19 protein-coding genes are annotated in these 16,582 nt (G+C 51.8%); 7 read left to right on the top strand and 12 right to left on the bottom strand.

The features are described from left to right. Positions 1-10 precede the first annotated feature (10 nt). On the bottom strand, positions 11-1,003 hold the full coding sequence (locus GU926_RS11520) for a glycosyltransferase family 2 protein (RefSeq protein WP_160691989.1): 993 nt from the start codon (positions 1,001-1,003) through the stop codon (positions 11-13). Continuing rightward, on the bottom strand, positions 987-2,525 hold the full coding sequence (locus GU926_RS11515; protein ID WP_160691987.1) for an ArnT family glycosyltransferase: 1,539 nt from the start codon (positions 2,523-2,525) through the stop codon (positions 987-989). The genes GU926_RS11520 and GU926_RS11515 overlap by 17 nt, the downstream gene beginning before the upstream one ends. Positions 2,526-2,680: 155 nt before the next feature. Between GU926_RS11515 and GU926_RS11510 the strand changes: the two genes are divergently transcribed. From GU926_RS11510 to GU926_RS11500, 3 genes are all read left to right on the top strand, one after another. Further along, a complete protein-coding gene (locus GU926_RS11510) occupies positions 2,681-3,196 on the top strand; it encodes a hypothetical protein (protein WP_160691985.1) in 516 nt (171 codons plus the stop codon). A 147-nt stretch (positions 3,197-3,343) separates the two neighbouring features. Further along, entirely contained in the window at positions 3,344-4,363 is a 1,020-nt protein-coding gene (locus tag GU926_RS11505) for a DUF3667 domain-containing protein (RefSeq protein WP_160691983.1), read from the top strand. Positions 4,364-4,448: 85 nt separating this feature from the next. Then, the gene (locus tag GU926_RS11500) at positions 4,449-5,165 is read left to right on the top strand and encodes a head GIN domain-containing protein (RefSeq protein WP_160691981.1); all 717 of its coding nucleotides are present in this window, start codon (positions 4,449-4,451) and stop codon (positions 5,163-5,165) included. 781 nt (positions 5,166-5,946) lie between these two features. Here GU926_RS11500 and GU926_RS11495 read toward each other — a convergent pair. The 4 genes from GU926_RS11495 to GU926_RS11480 form a co-directional block, all read right to left on the bottom strand. Beyond that, positions 5,947-6,327, bottom strand: a complete 381-nt coding sequence (locus tag GU926_RS11495) for a septal ring lytic transglycosylase RlpA family protein (RefSeq protein ID WP_232058305.1) — start codon at positions 6,325-6,327, stop codon at positions 5,947-5,949. A 28-nt stretch (positions 6,328-6,355) separates the two neighbouring features. Then, entirely contained in the window at positions 6,356-7,048 is a 693-nt protein-coding gene (locus GU926_RS11490; RefSeq protein ID WP_160691977.1) for an alpha/beta fold hydrolase, read from the bottom strand. A gap of 87 nt (positions 7,049-7,135) precedes the next feature. Beyond that, the gene (locus GU926_RS11485) at positions 7,136-7,570 is read right to left on the bottom strand and encodes a GNAT family N-acetyltransferase (protein ID WP_160691975.1); all 435 of its coding nucleotides are present in this window, start codon (positions 7,568-7,570) and stop codon (positions 7,136-7,138) included. Positions 7,571-7,726: 156 nt separating this feature from the next. Then, positions 7,727-8,470 carry a hypothetical protein gene (locus tag GU926_RS11480; protein ID WP_160691973.1) on the bottom strand — a complete coding sequence of 248 codons (744 nt, stop codon included), beginning with the start codon at positions 8,468-8,470 and terminating at the stop codon, positions 7,727-7,729. 162 nt (positions 8,471-8,632) lie between these two features. Here GU926_RS11480 and GU926_RS11475 point away from each other — a divergent pair, with 162 nt between their 5' ends. Then, positions 8,633-8,881, top strand: coding sequence for a hypothetical protein (locus GU926_RS11475; protein ID WP_160691971.1), 249 nt, complete (start codon positions 8,633-8,635; stop codon positions 8,879-8,881). Between the two features lie 75 nt (positions 8,882-8,956). Here GU926_RS11475 and GU926_RS11470 read toward each other — a convergent pair whose 3' ends face one another. The 3 genes from GU926_RS11470 to GU926_RS11460 form a co-directional block, all read right to left on the bottom strand. Next, complete coding sequence (locus GU926_RS11470; protein ID WP_160691969.1) at positions 8,957-9,523, bottom strand: Hsp20/alpha crystallin family protein; 567 nt, start codon at positions 9,521-9,523, stop codon at positions 8,957-8,959. A 188-nt stretch (positions 9,524-9,711) separates the two neighbouring features. Next, positions 9,712-10,092, bottom strand: coding sequence for an Hsp20/alpha crystallin family protein (locus GU926_RS11465; protein WP_160691967.1), 381 nt, complete (start codon positions 10,090-10,092; stop codon positions 9,712-9,714). Between the two features lie 163 nt (positions 10,093-10,255). After that, entirely contained in the window at positions 10,256-10,669 is a 414-nt protein-coding gene (locus GU926_RS11460) for a hypothetical protein (RefSeq protein ID WP_160691965.1), read from the bottom strand. Positions 10,670-11,125: 456 nt separating this feature from the next. On the opposite strand from GU926_RS11460, the gene GU926_RS11455 reads away from it, so the two are divergent. Further along, positions 11,126-11,542, top strand: a complete 417-nt coding sequence (locus GU926_RS11455) for a hypothetical protein (protein WP_160691963.1) — start codon at positions 11,126-11,128, stop codon at positions 11,540-11,542. Between the two features lie 363 nt (positions 11,543-11,905). Then, on the top strand, positions 11,906-12,718 hold the full coding sequence (locus GU926_RS11450) for a hypothetical protein (protein WP_160691961.1): 813 nt from the start codon (positions 11,906-11,908) through the stop codon (positions 12,716-12,718). A gap of 93 nt (positions 12,719-12,811) precedes the next feature. Here the strand turns inward: GU926_RS11450 and GU926_RS11445 are convergent, their stop codons facing one another. Then, entirely contained in the window at positions 12,812-13,270 is a 459-nt protein-coding gene (locus tag GU926_RS11445) for a hypothetical protein (protein WP_160691959.1), read from the bottom strand. A gap of 498 nt (positions 13,271-13,768) precedes the next feature. Here GU926_RS11445 and GU926_RS11440 point away from each other — a divergent pair, with 498 nt between their 5' ends. After that, positions 13,769-14,533, top strand: a complete 765-nt coding sequence (locus tag GU926_RS11440; protein WP_160691957.1) for a hypothetical protein — start codon at positions 13,769-13,771, stop codon at positions 14,531-14,533. A 57-nt stretch (positions 14,534-14,590) separates the two neighbouring features. On the opposite strand, the gene GU926_RS11435 is transcribed toward GU926_RS11440, so the two are convergent. Together GU926_RS11435 and GU926_RS11430 are read right to left on the bottom strand one after the other, a co-directional pair. Next, positions 14,591-15,445: a DUF3298 and DUF4163 domain-containing protein gene (locus GU926_RS11435; RefSeq protein ID WP_160691955.1), complete on the bottom strand. Its 855-nt coding sequence runs from the start codon at positions 15,443-15,445 to the stop codon at positions 14,591-14,593. Between the two features lie 193 nt (positions 15,446-15,638). After that, positions 15,639-16,328 carry a hypothetical protein gene (locus tag GU926_RS11430; RefSeq protein WP_160691953.1) on the bottom strand — a complete coding sequence of 230 codons (690 nt, stop codon included), beginning with the start codon at positions 16,326-16,328 and terminating at the stop codon, positions 15,639-15,641. Between the last annotated feature and the right edge of the window lie 254 nt (positions 16,329-16,582).

The raw sequence follows: 16,582 nt of genomic DNA, 5'->3' as shown, positions 1-16,582 counted from the left end.
AAAACGCCTCTTAAGACGGTACTGCCACCGCCTGAGTTTGAGGCGCTATGACGGCAGACTGGCTGCCAAGATTAGAGCCTTGCACAATGTAGAGCGGCCTATTTAAGACGTTGCGGTTGATGCGGCTCACGTACTCGCCAATCACGCCAATGGAAAGGAGTTGCACGCCGCCAATGAACATAGAACTGATGATGAGCGAGGTCCAACCGGTAATGGTGCGGTGCAATAAAAAATGGCTATACACGGCGTACAGGATGATCAGGAAGGACACCGCCGAGATGGTGAAGCCCAGGCGCGTGACTAGCTGAAGCGGCGCATCTGAAAAACCCGTGATGCCGTCCATGGCGAAGCGCAGCATCTTGCCCAGCGGGTAGCCAGAGGTGCCGTGCCGGCGGCTGTCGCGGTGGAAGAGCACATGCGTCTGCCGAAAGCCCAGCCAGGCAATCTGCCCGCGCAGGAATTTGTTCTGCTCTGGCATCTGCTTAAGATAGTCAATCACCTTACGGTCAATGAGCCGGAAGTCGCCGGTGTCCAGGGGAATGTCTGTGGAAGTGGAGGCCCGCAGAATTCTGTAAAAGAGCTTGGCGGTGATTTTCTTGAAATAACCGTCGCCGTCTCTGCTGGCCCGTTGGGCATAGACCACCTCATGGCCCTCCTGGTATTTGCGGTAGAGGTCTGGGATGAGTTCGGGCGGGTCTTGAAGGTCTCCGTCAATAATCACGGCGCAGGCCCCGCGGCAGGCGTCCAGCCCCGCAGTCACGGCAATCTGGTGACCGAAGTTCCGGCTGAAATTGATGTAAAACACCGAATCGTCTTCCTGGCCCAGGCGCAGCAGCTCTAACAGCGACTTGTCCTTGCTGCCATCGTTCACAAAAATCAACTCATGCGGCAACTGCAGGCTCAACAGAGCGTCTTTGAGGCGGCGGTACAACTCAGGCAGGTTCTTCTCCTCATTGTACACGGGCACAATCACCGAGATGGCCGGGCTACTGTTTCTTTCCATGAATCCTGAATTTGGTAATGGTGCCTATCTCCTCAACCACCTCTTGTTCATAATGCTCCCGCACGTACTGCTTGATATGTTCCTGCGGCACTATGACCAGTTCGCCTGGCTTGAGGTTGGTCCAATCCTGGAAATCCAGGCGTGTGCCGTTGTCTCTGAGCGCGTACAGATAAAACAGGTTGTGGGTATTAAAGCCTTCATAGAGGAGAGAATACCCAGTTATGTCTTGCTTGCCTTTCAGGGCGTCTTTCAAGAAATAGCCTATGTCAAAGAAAACCTTGTCGCCGGGGTTCTCTTCAGGCGTGTAAGTTCTGTCCAGGGTCTTTCGGTAGGGGTTAATGGCCAGTAGGAACAGAAAAACAAACGGCCAGATGTTGGAGCGCATGTGCTGGTTGACCCAGGTTAAATGACGCAGTGCATCAAAAACGGCATACACTACCATGGCAATGAGCAGAGACAAGAACGGGTACAACGGAATATCATACCAGTGCAGCTTGGTCTTAGACACAGAAATGACCAAGAAGAAACCTACCACCATTACCGCGCAGAACAGAGCCAGCCGGTTCATGCGATGATTTTTCAGTAGCAATCCCACGGCAAAGCCGCAAGGCACCAGCAGGTACCAGGCCGTGAGTTTCAGCTCCATGAAGCCATAGTAGTAAAACCAGAAATCGCCGGAGTGGTTCTCATTCACTTGCAGGTACCGCCCGCCCAGCTCATTGTGCCAGACTGCCTGCAAGTACCCCGGGCTCACGGCTTCTCTGAGCAGGTAATAGCCCGCTATCACTCCCAGACAGCCCAGCAACCCAATGTAAAAGTGCTTGTTTTGGAGCAAAGGCAATACCTGTCCCCTTATGATGGCGTAGATTCCTAGGGCCGGGACAAACAGAAAACCAGCGATGCTTTTGGTTAAAACCGCCAGGGCCGTGGCCGCAAAAACCAGATATAGGTACTTATTGCGGGTAGTCTCACAGTAGGCAAAGAAGGCCAGCGCACTTAGCGTAGTGAACAGGGTCAGGAGTGCGTCATAATCACCAGTCCTGGTGCCGTGTTCTGTAATATAACCTTCAGAAGTGACCAGGACCAGGAGGGCAATGAAACCAAACCAGAAGCTGTTGAGGTAGCGCCGCGACAAGTAAAGCAGCAAAGAGCAGGTCAATAAACCCGCCACCGCCGACGGCAGGCGCACGGCCCATTCATTCACGCCTAGCACCTTCATGAGTCCTGCCTGCAACCAAATTAAAAGCGGGGGTTTGGTGTTCCAGAGGTCTGGGCTGTATTCAAAGGTAGTTACCAGCAAGTGACCCGTGTCATACATCTCAAAGGCATTGCTGGCCAACCTAGATTCATCCCATAATCTAATGGGCAGCGTGCCTAAATAGCCAAACAACGGTACTATCACTAGTGCGGCCAGGATAGCATACTTACCATACTTGCGTAGCCAGACAGTTATCCTTCTCTTTCTAGTATCTGAGATGACTTCGGTAGTGGAGTGTTCCAGCAAGGATTGGGTTTGTTCCAAAAGAAGAGGATTTGGTTCTATCTGCTAATATATTGTTTTTAGCGCTACCAAGCAGACTTCGTTTTTAGCCTCTTTTTCAGAAAACATCCCAAAAACGGGCTTCTCCCAAATGTCTGGATTGTTGTACCTTTGGGGCAGACCTGTGAGGCACTTCTATGAGCGAGCAAAACTTCCCTGAATGGCAGCAACTGCTGGAACTTCCCTTGACCAAAACCACGCGGCTGGGGCATGTGCAATACTTTCACTTCGGGAGGGCGCACGTGACCAACAGCAGCGGCCTCATTCTGGACGTGGGTGCCTGGACGCTGGAGGTGAGCTGTTTCTGGCAGGTAGAAGAAGGCGGCAAAGCAACCATTGATTACCAGGAGGCCCAGGTTCCCAGAGACACCCAAGCCCTTTCAGATCCTAACTTTGACCCCATGGTGCCGGGCGCTAACCTGCGCGACCGCAAACTACAGGACCTGGTGCGCCGTCCGGCCGAAGAGCTGCAGGTGTGGCAAATACAGGCCTCCCCGGAAGGTGAAGTGCGCATTGCCCTAAGCCGCGGGGTGCTGCTGCACATAGAACCGGCGCAAGGCGTACTAGGCGAGGAGCTGTTCTGGCGGCTATTCTCCAACGTAAACCAAGGGCAGAGCGTGGGCGTGGGACCAGCAGGCATTATACGCACCTAACACAGCAAGGCAGGCGGCAAGGAGAATGTCTGTTTTTGAGCTGTTTTCCAGGAAATAGGCCAAAAACGGAGGTGCTCCCGTAATTGTGCCATGTAAAAAGTATATATTGCTGTTGTTCTATATTCTTTTGGCAAGCCATTCCCTTTCATGTCCAAGCATCGGCGCAAATACCCGGTCTGTACCAACTGCAATTACACGTTCTCTGAGGGCGAGCCAGACAACTTCTGCCCCCAATGCGGACAGGAGAACCACGACCTCAACGTTCCGTTCAAGCACGTAGCCCTGGAGGTGCTGGAGGGCACCATCCACTACGACACCAAGTTCTGGACCACCATCAAGTACCTGCTGCTCTACCCCGGCAAGCTCACCAATGAGTTCCACCGGGGCCGGCGCATGGACTACGTGCCGCCCATCAGGCTGTATGTGTTCATCAACTTCGTGTTTTTCTTTCTGCTGTCCATGCGGGTGGGGCATGTGGAGAGCGAGCAACAGAACAGGAGCCTTGCCGAGCAGGTAAAGTCTAAGAATGCAGCTGAGTTTATAAAAAAGGTAGAAGCTGTCAATGACAGTGTCACGACAGACCTCAAGCAAAAGCAGCGGGCAGATTCTTTATTCACGATGAAGCAAAACCTTACGTTTGAGACTACTTTAGAGAAAATGGGCGCTGTTTCAGACTTCGCGCCACAGGCTACCATTGATTCATTGATCAGAGACACAGGCATGGCGCCTAACTGGTATACCCGGTCAGCCATGCGCAAAGGAGTTCATATAATCAAGCTTCCGCAGGAACAATTGATTACCATGCTGCTGAAATACTGGTCTATTCTCATGTTCGTGCTCATGCCCATTTTTGCGCTCCTGCTCAAGCTGGTCTTCTTCAGGGCACGCCGCTATTACATGGAGCACCTCATGTTCAGCATTCACCTGCACTGCTTTGTGTTCCTGCTGTTTATTATCTATATGCTGCTGGAGTATCTGCACACGCCAGCGTCTGTTCTGGCCTGGTTTAACCTGCTGGTGGCGGTGTACCTGTTCCTGGGCCTCAAGCGGGTGTTCCATAGAAGCTACCTGCGCACGTTCTTCAACATGTTTGTGCTGGTGTTCCTGTACTGCGTGGTAGGCTTGTTCACGGGCTTGCTGGGCTTGGGCGTAAGCGCCATTTTCTAGACAGATAAATTTCTGGGAAGCCGTGCAACCTTCGGGCAGAACGCGCATCTATTATGGAAAGAACCTATTAAAAAGAATAGATACCATGAAAAAGACTGTTACTTTCTTCTTACTGCTCCTGGCCTTTGTGGGCATGACCTCCTGTGCCCAGGCCCAGACCAATACCGTAGAGGGCAACGGAAACGTGTCTTCTGAAACCAGAGCGGTGCAGGACTTTACCAGCCTAAAGATAAGTGGCGGCTTTGAAGTGATCCTGACCCAAGGCACCCAGGAAAGCCTGAAACTGGAAGCCGATGCCAACCTTCTGCCCCTCATTGAAACCAAGGTGACCGACGGCACGCTGAAGATTTCCACCAAGAACTCTGTAAACATCAGAAAGTCTAAGGCAATGAAGGTGTACGTGACGGTGCAGCAGCTCAAAAACTTAGACCTAAGCGGAGGCATTAAACTCACCACCACCAACACCCTAAAAAGCGCCCTCCTGAAAGTAGACGCCAGCGGCGGCATTCAGTTGAACATGGCCCTGGCCGTGCAGCAACTAGACGCAGACATGTCGGGTGGGTGTGACGTGACTTTGCGCGGAACGGCAGACAAAGTGAAATTTGACGTGTCTGGTGCCACCAACCTCAAAGCCCTTGACCTGAAAGCCAACTACTTCACCCTGGATGCCTCTGGTGCCAGCAACGCCGAAGTGTATGCCGCCAAAGAACTGACCGTAGACGCCTCGGGCATTGTGAGCGTAGGCTACAAAGGCTCTCCTAAAGTGCACCACACCGGCATGGGCAAAGTAAAGCCCCTCTAATCCCATCCTTTCCTGCAGCATCCTTGACAGGTGAAGAGGCCCCGCGCAGCGCAAGCAGCCGGGGCTTCTTCTTTAATCGCTGATTGTCAATTGCTCGTGGCTAATTGTTTGTTATCAATTGCTGGGAAGTAATGATAAGCGCATACCTTGATTGTGACATAGCAAGTGGTGTAGGTTTCTGAGGCATGGAGTTACGTTGTCGTTTTTGGCCTATTTTCTGGGAAATACCCCAAAAATGGTAATTAGAGGAAGTTCCCTGCAGAGACCAAACACCGCCTTTTTCCTACAATCGGCGGTCCAGGCCGCAAGGCCGGGCCGGCCCCGTGCCAGCAGATAAAAACCGTGCGAAGCACGCACGGCTTTGCAGCGACAGCCAAAGCAATCACCTACGACCAGCAAGCCAACCATCAAACCTATGCAAGATTGGGACCCAAGCGAGTCCTGGTCCTGAGCGCCTCTGGTGTTTGTGCGCCGCGGCCAGCGGCGGCAGGGACAAAGTCCCACAAACAACAGCAGCGCGAAGGGACGGGACGGGGCCCCGCGGCCGTGAGCGCTTACCAGACACAATGAAACAAGGCAGTGAGTTCGCACCGGAACAAGTGGCACTGCCAAGGGAAAAACCAACACAAGTGCTCGGCAGAGGCAATAGCAAAAAGTCAGGGAAGGAACTTCTGCGCCAAAGAAGGAAGGAATGAGAAAAACCGCCCAAGTATTGGTGAAAACCTCTACCATGCCTGAAGACGCCTCAAACTCTTATTCCCTCCCTAAAAACTCCTCCAAATCACTTTTTCTTCGGCTCCTTCACCACCTCCATCTCCACGGGAGCAACCCCCGCTTTCTCTAAATCCAACTTAAGGGCGGCCTTCAGGGACAAATCCAGAATACGCCCCGGCGTGAAAGGACCTCTGTCCGTGATGCGCACCTTCACCGATTTGCCGTTTTTAGGATTAGTCACCTTTACCTTGGTCCCGAAGGCGAGTTTCTTGTGGGCGGCTGTTTTCTTGCTGGGGCGGTAGCGCTGGCCGTTGGCCATTTTATTGCCACGTAGTTTGTTGCTGTAGTAGCTGGCCTTGCCTTTCTCGGTGTAGCCCTTTTCGCCAAACTTCGGGCCCCCGGCGGCGCAGCTGCTAAGCCAAAGAAGCGCCAGAAGGCAAACAGACACAAGAACCTGGCGGAAGAGCGGGGAAGGACTAAGCATAGGCAAAGAAATGAGTAAGGGCCTGCGCAAGCAGGGGCCAGTGTAGCTGTTCTAACGGATGCTTGGTGGCGGGTATTATCTGCAACTGAGCGTTGGGCAGTTGACGATAGGCCTGCACGGTCTCTTCAATGGTGACCATGGGGTCATGATCGCCTACGGCTATGCGCACGGGAACAGTGATTTGGGCCAAGGTCTCTGGGGTGAGCAGGGGCTGCGCGCCCAACTGCTGCATCATGGCGGCGGTGCGGCGCATGAGTTCCTGCCAGTCTTGCGGCGCGTGGCGCTGGCGAAGGGCCTCGGCAAACTGCGGTACTTTCTCCTGTACTACTTCAGGCTGCAGCTTGGCCGTTTCATGTTGGGCAGCCTCTGGGGACCAGGCAAACTTGCTGGCCAGCGTAAAGATCTGATGAAACCACCTGGGTTGCTGCCTAGCGGCTTCTAGGGCCACGTACCCGCCCATGCTGTACCCAAATACGTTCATGGGAGGCAGGTTTTTTTCTTCCAGCCACTGCAGAAGCTGTGTGACAAACGTCTCCATCTGGAACGGGGCCTCTGAAAACGGAGCCCCGCCGTGGCCGGCCAGGTTAAAAGAATACACGGGCACCTGCTCGGGTAACAGAGACAGAAGCGGCTCAAATTGGTTTTGGGCGCCCAGCGCACCGTGCAACAGCAGCAATGGTTTCATAGAGGCAAATTACAGAACTAGACCTAAAATAAAAGCACCGTTTTTAGGCTGTTTTCCATGAAATACGCCAAAAACGGAGCCCGGGCCTTACAGCTTTTTCAGGAAGTGGAAACCCTTGATCTGGAAGCCTTCGCGTAGGTAGAACTTGTGGGCCGGGGCATTGACCACGTAGGCGTCTAGCATGGCCGTTTCACAGTTGTGGGCGGTGGCTTCTGCCAGGAGCCAGTCCAATAGCAGCTTGCCTACGCCTTGTGAGCGGTTGGGTTCATCTACCACAAAATTGTCAATCTCCAGGTACTTGCCGCTGTACAGTTTGGTGGCTATCCAATACCCAGACAACCCTACGCAGGTCTCTCCTTGAAAGCAGCCCACCATTTGGTAGTGGCTGGGGTGCATCTGGTCAACGAGCTGGGTGTAGCGCTCTGGCGTCATGTGCGGGTTCAACAGCTGAATCAACTTAAACTGGTCCAGCATCTCCTGGTGGCTGGTGATGGGTCTTATGGTAAATGAAGAAGAGGTCACGTGTAAGGTTACTAAAGGCTTGTTCAACAAAAGCAGACGGCCCGCAAATATACTGTGAATACAGGAAGACCCAGGCCCTTTGCCAGTGAAACAGGGCCAACGCAGCAGCGGCCGTCCTTGCTGAGAGGGACGGCCGCTGCTGCGTGTCTGGGTGGTTTAGTTAACCGGGGTGTAGTTGTAGAGTTCAATGGCTTCAGAGAGCTGGTCTTTTTTCACCAGCCTAATCACCTGCGGCAACAGAGAAACACCCAAGCCTACAAAGAACAGCGGCGAAATTTTGCTTCCGCCCTCTGGCGTAGACCTGAACTGCTGTTGCAGACCCGCCAGCATGAGACCGCCGCCGGCAATGTACATGCCCAGTTGTATATTCTGGCCCCGCTTGTATTTCTGCAGGCTTTCCATGCTGCCTGGGTTGTCAGATAAGGCCACTCTCAGGTTCTTGTAAGACAATGGCTCCAGAGGGCCGTTCTCCTTGGAGAAATAGTACACCCGGCGCTGGGTGGGGTACCCGTAGCCATACCCTCCCATTCCCACTCCGCCCATGCCCACACCCACACCGGGGGAATAGTTGTAGTCTGTGCGGTAGACAAAGTAGGTAGAAATCTTGCCGGCACTCTCCCGCTGGGCAAAATCCCCGAAGCGACGGCCCGTGGTGTTGAGCCGGGCAAAATAACCCTCCTGGTTCTGGAAGTAGCGCACCCGGTCTGGCGTGTACTGCAATGAATCATCCAACAGGAAGTAGTTTTGCTTGAACAAGGGACTCTTGAACTGGATCTTGTGGGCGTAAATGCGCTCGCCGGTCATCAGTTCTATGAAATAGCGCTGGCCCATGTCTTGCGCCCGCGCGGTTTGGGTGGCGGCCCAGGCCACCAGTATCAGGAAAAACAGTTTCTTCATCATAGCTTTATACAAACGGAAAAACGGCGGTGGCTATTGAATTAAAGGTACAGAAAAAACGGAGAATAGGTTGGGAAGGCATCTTTTGGGCAGGTTTTTGCAACGGCAGCGCCCCAAGGGAGTAAAAGAGAAGGTGTACGTTCTGTTTAACTTAACCTTACCACTATGTTTATAGCACTTGTCATTCTGTTGATTATTGCCCTGTTCATTACAGTGTATTACTACAAAGCCAACCGTGGCGGAGCGGCCAATACTGCCGGCACGGCCACCCGGGTGTCTGGAGGAAACGCAACCAGCCCAACGGTGCCGGGGCAGGCCAGCGGGGGTACGTATAACCCAGGCAGCGTGCCAGACGGAACCGGCCAGGACAAAGGAAGCGGCAACGCCGCCATGAGCAGTGGCATGCAAGGGTAACCTACCATTGAACCCAAAAAAGAGAGGCATCCCCGCTGCGGAGATGCCTCTCTTTTTGTTGTTCCGGCCAGCGGATTATTTAGATGGGGCTTTCTGTTTTTTAGAAGCGTTCTCGCGTATAGCGGTGTTGGCTTCCTCAAATTGGTTAGAATGCTGCTGTGATTGAGCGTCCAGGCGCATGTTGGCGTTGCCGCCGTTGCTGCCCTCGCGCACCTCAATGCGCTGGCGGGCGGTCTTGCGCTCGTCTTTGGGCACGGTTACCCTAAGCACGCCGTTTTCAAAGACGGCCTCAATGCCGTTGGGGTCTACAATGTCTGGCAACTGGAACGAGCGGGAGAAAGAGCCGTACTGGCTTTCTACCATGTGGTAGCGCTTCTCATTCTTCTCCTGGTTGAACTGGCGCTCTCCAGAGATGGTGAGGCGGCCCTGCTGGAAGTCCAGAGAAATGTCTTCTTTTCTGAGGCCCGGCAGAGACACGTCAATCTCAAACCCACGCTCTGTCTCACACGTGTCTACCTGCGGACTAAACCGGTTCAGGCGTTCGCGGTTGCTCATAGAATCCTGAAAGAAACGGTCCAGCATGGTGCTGAAGCTTTGCGGCATCATGTCATCAAAGCCGCCGTTAAAACGTTGGATGGCCATAATCTCCTCCTTTTCTTTATTGGTTAGACAAAACATAAACTCTTGCTGTAAAGGCCAACACCTGGCAGGCGCTGGCATCTGGCTGCACGAGGGCCGTTTTTAGCCTGGTTCCAGAAAAAGAGCCCAAAAACGCCCAGTCACTTTGACCAATCCGTTCTGGGCTCTTCTTGTATACGTTTATTTTGAAATTACCATTGCTCAATATCCAACAGACGCGGGCCTTGGGGCAGGTACGGCACATGCACGCGCAGTTCACGGTCTTTGCGCACCACCCTTATCTGGCCGTAGTCCAGTTGGGGCGGCAAGGCAAACTGCTGGTGGAACAGCGGCGCCTGCATGACGGGGTAGTCCTGGTTGTGGTGCAGGGCCATGACGGTCAGCTGGTTTTTGTCTAGCACCACCTGGCATTGCTCTGTCTCTACCCCCGGCAGCAGCACTTGTAGCACTACTTCCTTCTGGCGCTTCTGCAACCGTACCTGCGGCTGTATGACCCCGCCGCCTACGGTATTGGTCACGTCTATGTAATGGGCAACGTTCTGTAAGAACTTTTTATCTTTTATCAACTTCATGGTCTTCTCCTTCTGCTCTATTTCAGATACCAGAAGAATAGCAAAGCCCGTACCAGAGCAGCATTAGCTCTTTTAGGCGAAGTAAATAAGACAAATTGACAAAGAGGCCTGCTGCCGGCAATGGCATTTTGACAGGGCAGTGCGGTGGAGAGGAAGGCGAGGATTATTGCTCAGAGAGCCAGTGCTGGGCGTCTGCCAGGGCATCAAACATTTGAATGTTGATCAAAGAGTTGATTTGCGGCTCCAGAGACTCCATGGACATCTGCCCGAAAATCCCAGGCGCCAGTACGTGCGCCACGTGCTTCATGCCCACTTCGGCGGCTTTGGGGGTCCAGACATCGGCTAGCCACTCATTGGCCGTATTCCAGCCGCCCACAATGTTGGTGTTATCGCTGAGGTACTTGGTGGCGCCGGTCTGCTCTATCCACTCTAGGAGCGTGTTCATACCCTTTTGGATGGTGTTGAGCGAATGCACGCCAATCCAGTCACCATAAATCCAGCCGTTCTGGGCATCATAGACCAAGCGTAGTGACGCTTGCCCAAATTGTAGTACGGTAGATTGTTCCTGAGCTAGCATAAGGCAATGGAAAAACGAAATGGGGCGTTTTCAGAAAAAGTAAATTTATGAAAAAGCAGGTTACTTTCCTCCATCTATTGCGTGTTTTTACATACAACCCGTGTAGAAACACTTAAAAAAACGGGTAATTATTCTCTTTTTAGCGGGAATCTGGCATCAACTAATACTTTTTGATCAATCAACTCAGTCTTCTGACGTTTGTAAAAAGGCTTAACGGCCAAGAGACAGAAGCAATCTGCCGGCCTCGTCTAATGCTTTCATGGGTTGAGAAACAAATATGACCGGCGCTTACTAGTTGGCTTCTGGGTATATAAAGTAGAAAGTGCCAGAGAAGGCAGGAGCGACTGTTTCAAGAAAATGCACGCTTCTATCTGGCCCTGCTGTAGAGGTTGGCCGCTTACTTCCCTATTATCTGAACGCGCCGCTAATGCGGTATATTTGTTTATACTTGTGCATATGATGCTGTTAACCCAACCCGTTGTGTATTTTGAGAGTTATGCCGTCACCATCAGGTATGACGCAGAGCAGTCGTTGGGAATGGCGGTCTGGCAAGGCAAAATAGGCAGCCAGGAACTGCGCGAGGGTATGCTGCTATGCGCCAACGTGGTAGACCGCTTCGGGCTTGCCCGCTGGCTAGCCGACAACCGCAGAATGCGCGCCTTCTCCCCAGAAGACCAGCTCTGGATCATGCAGAACGCCGTTCCGCAGATTCTGGCCGGCCCCTTGCAGCGCATGGCCACCCTGGTGTCTCAAGACGTGGCCCACGTAGAGACCATGGCACATATTGTAGAACGCGCCGGGCAGCATAACCTGGCCCTGTGCGACTTTAAGGACGAGGAAGCGGCGGTCAAGTGGCTGATGGAGGAGTTGTAACAGCATTCCCTTGTCGTTTTTAGCCTGTTTTCTGGAAAATAAGCCAAAAACGGTCCAAGTGCTTTACCTCCACTATCAAATCTACCCATCTTAAAACCTCCCCATTAAAAAAGCCCATCAGCCTACTGTCACTTCCAAGAGAGGAGCAGCTTACTTCCACTGTATTAATAATATACCCCTAGAACATCGTCCTGAAGAAGGGAGGAGACGTAGAGGCGCAAACGGGTAAGGATTGGTTGGCTGCACGGCCCAATATGCGGTAGAGTGGCAGGTGGTTGGAAGGGGCATGCAACCTTTCTGCCCAGAGCAGGCTCTTTCTAGTGGCTGGCTTTTATGGACAGCTTCCCCCTACACGTAAATCTTATGAAAGCATTCTTACGGCTACTGACGTTTGGCCTGCTGGCCCCATTGTTTTTAACCAGCTGTGACCTGGAAGACCCCGCGCCTGCGAACCCATCGGCGGGGCCGGTATATTTGACCAGAGCGGCTTCTTCTGCCGGTGATGAGCGCCAGTTTGTGTACAACGGGCAAGGCTGGCTCACACAGATCAAAGGCAAAGGCAGCTACGCCCTCAATGACGCGCAGGAGTCTACCAGCAACATACTTTTTGACAACTGGAGCCGCCTGGCCTACGTGCTCACCAAAGGCACCGCCCAGGACGCTGAAAACGTCTACCACTACACCTCAGACAACCTGGTCTACAAGATAGAAGAGCTGGTGGACGGCCGCGTGGAAAGCTACCACACCTTTGAGTATGACGCCAAAAAACTCCTGAAAACGCGCTATGACTTCTCCAAAAACGCGGACTCTGATTCAGAAACGCCCCTGGCCACCCACAAGGAAGTGTATACCTATGAGACCGGCAGCGGCAACGTAATCTTGGTAGAGTCTTTCCAGAAGGCGGGTTCTGCCCTGGACTGGCAGTTGGTGCAGATGCAGAAGTACACAGACTATGACGCCAAGATTGGAGTGCAGCACATGCTGGGTTTCCTGTTCACGCCTACCATTGTTTTACACCGCAACAACCCCGGCAAGGTGACCACCACGCTGGCCAACGGAGAGCAGCATGTGACCACGTTCACCTATGAGTACAATGACCGCAACCTGCCTACCAAGAGAATCACCACCTCAGAGCAGGGCAGCCCAGTAGAAACCACTTTCACGTACCAATTCTAACCAGTAAAGCGAAGGTCTGTAAAAGAAGAATCCCCGTCGTTTTTGGTCTGTTTTCTGTAAAACAAGCCAAAAACGGCGGGGATTCTTGATGGCTTAGTTTCTAATGAACTTCATGCCCACTTTGCCATTGGTAAACCCAGTTGCCGAAGGCAGGTTGGTGCAGTGGCTCAGGATGAGGGTGTCTTGCGTGAGGCGCACAATGGAGTAGGCCTGGCCGTCAATCATGAGTTGATCTCCCTGGCGCTCATACGGCTTGGCGGTGGTGGCAGACTCTGTGGGGGTACATTTCTTGTCGCCGTTCTGGATGATGAGCTCTTTGTTGTTGCTGAAGTCATATACGTCATCTACCTGGCAAGCCGCGGTGCTGGGCGCCCCGTCCATGTCAGAGGGCTTTACCTGATAATCGCAGGCTGACTGGTCGCCCATGGTGAGTACTTTGGAGGAATAGAGCTTCCATTGGGCATTCAGGCTGGGCGCGTTGTCGTCATCGTCTTCGCAGGCGGTAAACGGAACGGCCAGCAACAGCAACAGGGAAAGACGGTTCAATTTCATAATGGGGGAATTAAGGGTGAACGTAAAACATAAAACATTTTGGCTGCAGCCAGGCCCGTGTGGCCGGTGACCGGAGCCGCTAGACTAACGAGGGCCTTCCAGGTTTCTGCCGTTGACAACCCGAAAAGTTATCCCCAGGCCTGTGGGTAAATAGATAACAGACTGGTTTACAAGCGGAAAAATTACTCTTTGTTGGAATGAGCAAAGCGGGGTTGGAAGAGCCGGCCGTGCCATGAAATGCTGGATGGAAGTTCCGTAAGGTTTTATGAAAAGCCGTTTTTGGCCTGTTTTCTGGATTTTAGCCTAAAAACGACTTCTTGTGCAGACGGCAAGAACCAGACAGTTAAATTCCTTTTGTTTGAATGCCCTAATGATTGGATTGCCTAGCCTGGAAGCTTCCAGAGATTACCATGGCCTTAGGAGATACAAGGCAGCTTTTGCGGAACATATGCCCGCGAGAATATATAGAAGGATGCCGGTATTTCTTTATCTTGAGGGATGAAGAAAACTGTGTTTTCCCCTGGCGCTTTTCCTTTGTTGCCTTTTTTAATGGTGTTATTGTTTGCCTCGGGCTGTGCCCAGCGGCAGGTCTTTGACTTTTCTGTGCCCCTTGCCAAAACACAGAACGCGCAGCCCAATACCCCCAGTGACAATGCCCACAATGGTAGAGTGTCTGTTGCATTAGAGACCGCTCCTGCAGAAACATATCCTCTGGAGGCTTCTGTGGCGCAGCCAACGCCGGCACGTTTCTCCTCTGGGTCTGCCCTTTCTTCTGCCCCTTCCTCTAAACGCCCAATCAACCCCAAAGGCAGTACGCTGCTGGACAAGCGCTTGCTCCAGTTCAAGAAGCAAGTGGAGAAGGCCGCCGCCAAGTCACGGGACCTGAAAGCTGGAGCGACCCATAAAAAGTACAGGCAAGCGGTTGGTGATGGTCAGGAGGAGAAGACGCCTCAAAGCAAATCTGTTCGTACGCTGATCGGTTTTGGGTTGGCCGCTGCTGCGGTGTCTCTGGTAGTAGGGTTATTTGGCGTATGGAGTCTGCTTGGTGCTGGTTGGGTGCTTCTGGGCTTTTATCTAGCCTTCGCGTTGCTAGGAGCACTCTTCTTTGTGTTGGCTATGTCTAAAATCTCAAAAAGCCCAGACCCCAGCATCTATGCCCGCGACAAGAAAATTGCTAAAGTTGGCTTTTTGTTGAGTGTACTGCCCGCGGCCATCCTTTTAGGGATATTTTTTCTGTCTATTGTTTTAGCGCCTGGCCTTTAGTAGTGTTTTTAGCCTGTTTTCTGGGTTTTAGCCTAAAAACGGAACAGGTGCTTGCTGCTAGCGAGTACCTGGTTCTCTGGGTAGGTACGCTGGCTTGAGCAGGGTTTGGAGTTGCGCATACGGCAAGACCAGTTGCGTGGGACCGAAGGCGTAGGCATTCACCTCATAGGCATTGTAATAAAGCAGAAGTCCCTCTAGCGTAAGCGCGGCGTTCTGCGGAAACGGCAGCCTGCCGCGCTGGGTGTAGAAGCCCTGTCTTCTAAAAGACGTAGCCGGCAGTTTGCGCACCTTCCTGAACTCCTGCTCCACCAACTTCCTGAGCTGTACCGTGTCTGTGACCAGTTCAGTAATCTTGAGCGCGTGGCCGGTATTGTCAAAGGTTTGCAAGGTGGTCATGGCATAGCCGTGCGCGCCGCCGCTGTAGCCTTCATGCTTTATCTGCAAAGACACCAAGCTGTCTGTTTGATGCAGCGGCTTAGACGATACCGTCAGATACCAACCCGCCCGGACGGCTGCGTCTGGAAAATCTTTCCGGAATTTTGCCTGCTGTTCCATGAACTGGTCCGCGACAAGAACGGCGGCGTCTTCTCTGGGAGTTAGACTGGCGTCTGGGTTGTTCATGAGCTGTAAGCCCAGCAGGTAGCGTTGCATGTACCGGTTCAAGGAATCCCGCAAAGCCGCCGGCTCTCCCTTGGCCACCAGGTATTGCAGTTTCACCTCGGCGCAGCTGTCCTGTGGGCAAGGCTTCTCAGGCCTATTCACCCGTTGCGATATAAAGGTCAACTCCCCGGCTTCTTCAGCCCCAGCGGTAGCAGAAACTTCTGGCGCCACCCCAGACTCATTGCTAAGCGACTGGCACGAAAACGCTAACCCGCCCAACAGCATCAAGAACGCAGATAAATACTTCTTCATGTAAGAGGAACGATGATACTACCACGTTCTATACGGAGGAGGCTGGAAATACTGGATGCTAATTTGGAAATGAAGTCTGAAGAGGAAGAAAAGTCGTTTTTTGCCTGTTTTCTGGGAAGTAGGCTAAAAACGGGTTTGGCCAGAAGAAATAATAAAGGAGGCCATTAGCGGCCTCCTTTTCTAGGTCAAATAATTAGATAGAATTCCATCTGCTGGATATTTCTTGACAAGCTGCTTCAATATCCTGGAACCTTCTTATATGTGACTTTGGTGCTGTATAAATAGTTTTGCTAAAGACATCTATTACAAAGCAATTCCTAGATTTAATAGGCCTATCTAATTTTAGCTCTAAATATTTCATTAGCAAGGTGCCTATATATTCCGCAGAATCTTTTGAAAGCGGAAATGATTTGGAAAAGTAAAGTTTAACACCTCCTACAACCTTTCCTTTCTCATGTATTAAAATCTCTGGTCTTACACTTACTTGTGTCCCTTCAATTGCAATAGAGGCAGATATACTTATGCCATCTTGAAATTCATTCCCCTCTGGAAATGAGGATTCTTCAATGAATTGCATGAATCTTGTTAAAGCCTCGATACAGGAATGGATAACTTCCCTTTGATATTTGCTAGTGGGCTTTTGTTGCCTAAATTTCTCTATTGCATCTTGAACCATAGATTCATGTCTTCTATCAGAAACAAAAAAGTCTCTGATAATATTTGCAGCAGAGTTATATCTCTTGAAAATAACTGTTTGAGGATATTTTGCATCTTGTAGAATTTTCCTCCTTCTATAAGGTGCTGCGCTCAAATACTCTCCTAATTTATTCACTGAAAGCCGCGGCTTTAGTCTTTTGGTAATCTTCTTCGTTTTTACTGCCATTACTTCGCTTTACAAAAATGAATTAATACCCCAAGGTGCATTTGCACCTTGGGGACTTCAAACTACTTCTCCTTCCGCACGCCTTTGAAAGGTGTACCATCGGACTTTCCATCAATAAATTTTCCTGAACTTGAATCTCGCTTAGTCCAAGTCTCTGTAGATGGATTGTAAGTTTGTGAACGCTTAGTAACCGCGCCATTTCGATAACCTCTACCTGTATTGGTAGCCATTTTAAATTCACCTCCTTTCTGGTT

This window comes from Nibribacter ruber (assembly GCF_009913235.1).
In the GTDB taxonomy this organism is placed as follows: Bacteria; Bacteroidota; Bacteroidia; order Cytophagales; family Hymenobacteraceae; genus Nibribacter; species Nibribacter ruber.
Note: the sequence above shows the minus strand (reverse complement) of the source record. Positions and strands in the feature narration are given on the sequence as shown.

Coding starts and splice junctions, on each gene's coding strand:
- GU926_RS11520 (WP_160691989.1), bottom strand. CDS start 1,003: ATGGAAAGAAACAGTAGCCCGGCCATCTCGGTGATTGTGCCCGTGTAC.
- GU926_RS11510 (WP_160691985.1), top strand. CDS start 2,681: ATGAGCGAGCAAAACTTCCCTGAATGGCAGCAACTGCTGGAACTTCCC.
- GU926_RS11505 (WP_160691983.1), top strand. CDS start 3,344: ATGTCCAAGCATCGGCGCAAATACCCGGTCTGTACCAACTGCAATTAC.
- GU926_RS11500 (WP_160691981.1), top strand. CDS start 4,449: ATGAAAAAGACTGTTACTTTCTTCTTACTGCTCCTGGCCTTTGTGGGC.
- GU926_RS11490 (WP_160691977.1), bottom strand. CDS start 7,048: ATGAAACCATTGCTGCTGTTGCACGGTGCGCTGGGCGCCCAAAACCAA.
- GU926_RS11480 (WP_160691973.1), bottom strand. CDS start 8,470: ATGATGAAGAAACTGTTTTTCCTGATACTGGTGGCCTGGGCCGCCACC.
- GU926_RS11475 (WP_160691971.1), top strand. CDS start 8,633: ATGTTTATAGCACTTGTCATTCTGTTGATTATTGCCCTGTTCATTACA.
- GU926_RS11470 (WP_160691969.1), bottom strand. CDS start 9,523: ATGGCCATCCAACGTTTTAACGGCGGCTTTGATGACATGATGCCGCAA.
- GU926_RS11465 (WP_160691967.1), bottom strand. CDS start 10,092: ATGAAGTTGATAAAAGATAAAAAGTTCTTACAGAACGTTGCCCATTAC.
- GU926_RS11460 (WP_160691965.1), bottom strand. CDS start 10,669: ATGCTAGCTCAGGAACAATCTACCGTACTACAATTTGGGCAAGCGTCA.
- GU926_RS11455 (WP_160691963.1), top strand. CDS start 11,126: ATGATGCTGTTAACCCAACCCGTTGTGTATTTTGAGAGTTATGCCGTC.
- GU926_RS11450 (WP_160691961.1), top strand. CDS start 11,906: ATGAAAGCATTCTTACGGCTACTGACGTTTGGCCTGCTGGCCCCATTG.
- GU926_RS11445 (WP_160691959.1), bottom strand. CDS start 13,270: ATGAAATTGAACCGTCTTTCCCTGTTGCTGTTGCTGGCCGTTCCGTTT.
- GU926_RS11440 (WP_160691957.1), top strand. CDS start 13,769: ATGAAGAAAACTGTGTTTTCCCCTGGCGCTTTTCCTTTGTTGCCTTTT.
- GU926_RS11435 (WP_160691955.1), bottom strand. CDS start 15,445: ATGAAGAAGTATTTATCTGCGTTCTTGATGCTGTTGGGCGGGTTAGCG.
- GU926_RS11430 (WP_160691953.1), bottom strand. CDS start 16,328: ATGGCAGTAAAAACGAAGAAGATTACCAAAAGACTAAAGCCGCGGCTT.